This is a genomic window from Grimontia indica (assembly GCF_000333895.2).
GTDB classification, from domain to species: domain Bacteria; phylum Pseudomonadota; class Gammaproteobacteria; order Enterobacterales; family Vibrionaceae; genus Enterovibrio; species Enterovibrio indicus.
On sequence record NZ_ANFM02000081.1, the window covers coordinates 1 to 720 of the forward strand.

The following is a 720-nucleotide window of genomic DNA, read 5'->3' on the forward strand; positions in this document are numbered from 1 at the left end:
ACCGTCGACACCACAGCACCGGGTCAAGGCACCGGGGAAAACGGCACTAATGAACTGCCGCTGGTAGAGGTACCTGAAGCCACTGGCGGTATCGGTGAAGAGGAACTCACCGACGGTGTGGAAGTTTTGGTCACCCCACCAACCGGCACTGAGCCGGGCGATACCGTGACTGTCACTGTCACCCAACCTGACGGCTCTACCTCGGAGGTCACCACCACCGTCCCTGATGGCTGGACTGATGGCAGTGCGGTCTCTGTCGTGGTGTCTCCGGAAGATTTAGGCGGCGATGGCAGTACCCTCCCGGATGAAGGCGATTACACTATCACCACCACGGTCACTGACAGTGCCGGTAACACCTCTTCCCCGAGCGAAACCATTACCGTCACCGTCGACACCACAGCACCGGGTCAAGGCACCGGTGAAAACGGTACCGATGAACTGCCGCTGGTAGAGGTACCTGAAGCCACCGGCGGTATCGGTGAAGAGGAACTCACCGATGGTGTGGAAGTTTTGGTCACCCCACCAACCGGCACCGAGCCGGGCGATACCGTGACTGTCACCGTCACCCAACCTGACGGCTCTACCTCGGAGGTCACCACCACCGTCCCTGATGGCTGGACTGACGGCAGTGCGGTCTCTGTCGTGGTGTCTCCGGAAGATTTAGGCGGCGATGGCAGTACCCTGCCGGATGAAGGCGATTACACCATCACCACCACGGTC

1 pseudogene is annotated in these 720 nt (G+C 60.4%); it reads left to right on the forward strand.

Going from position 1 to position 720, the window contains the following annotated elements:
* Positions 1–720, forward strand: a pseudogene (locus D515_RS25935) (hypothetical protein); the annotation flags it as partial.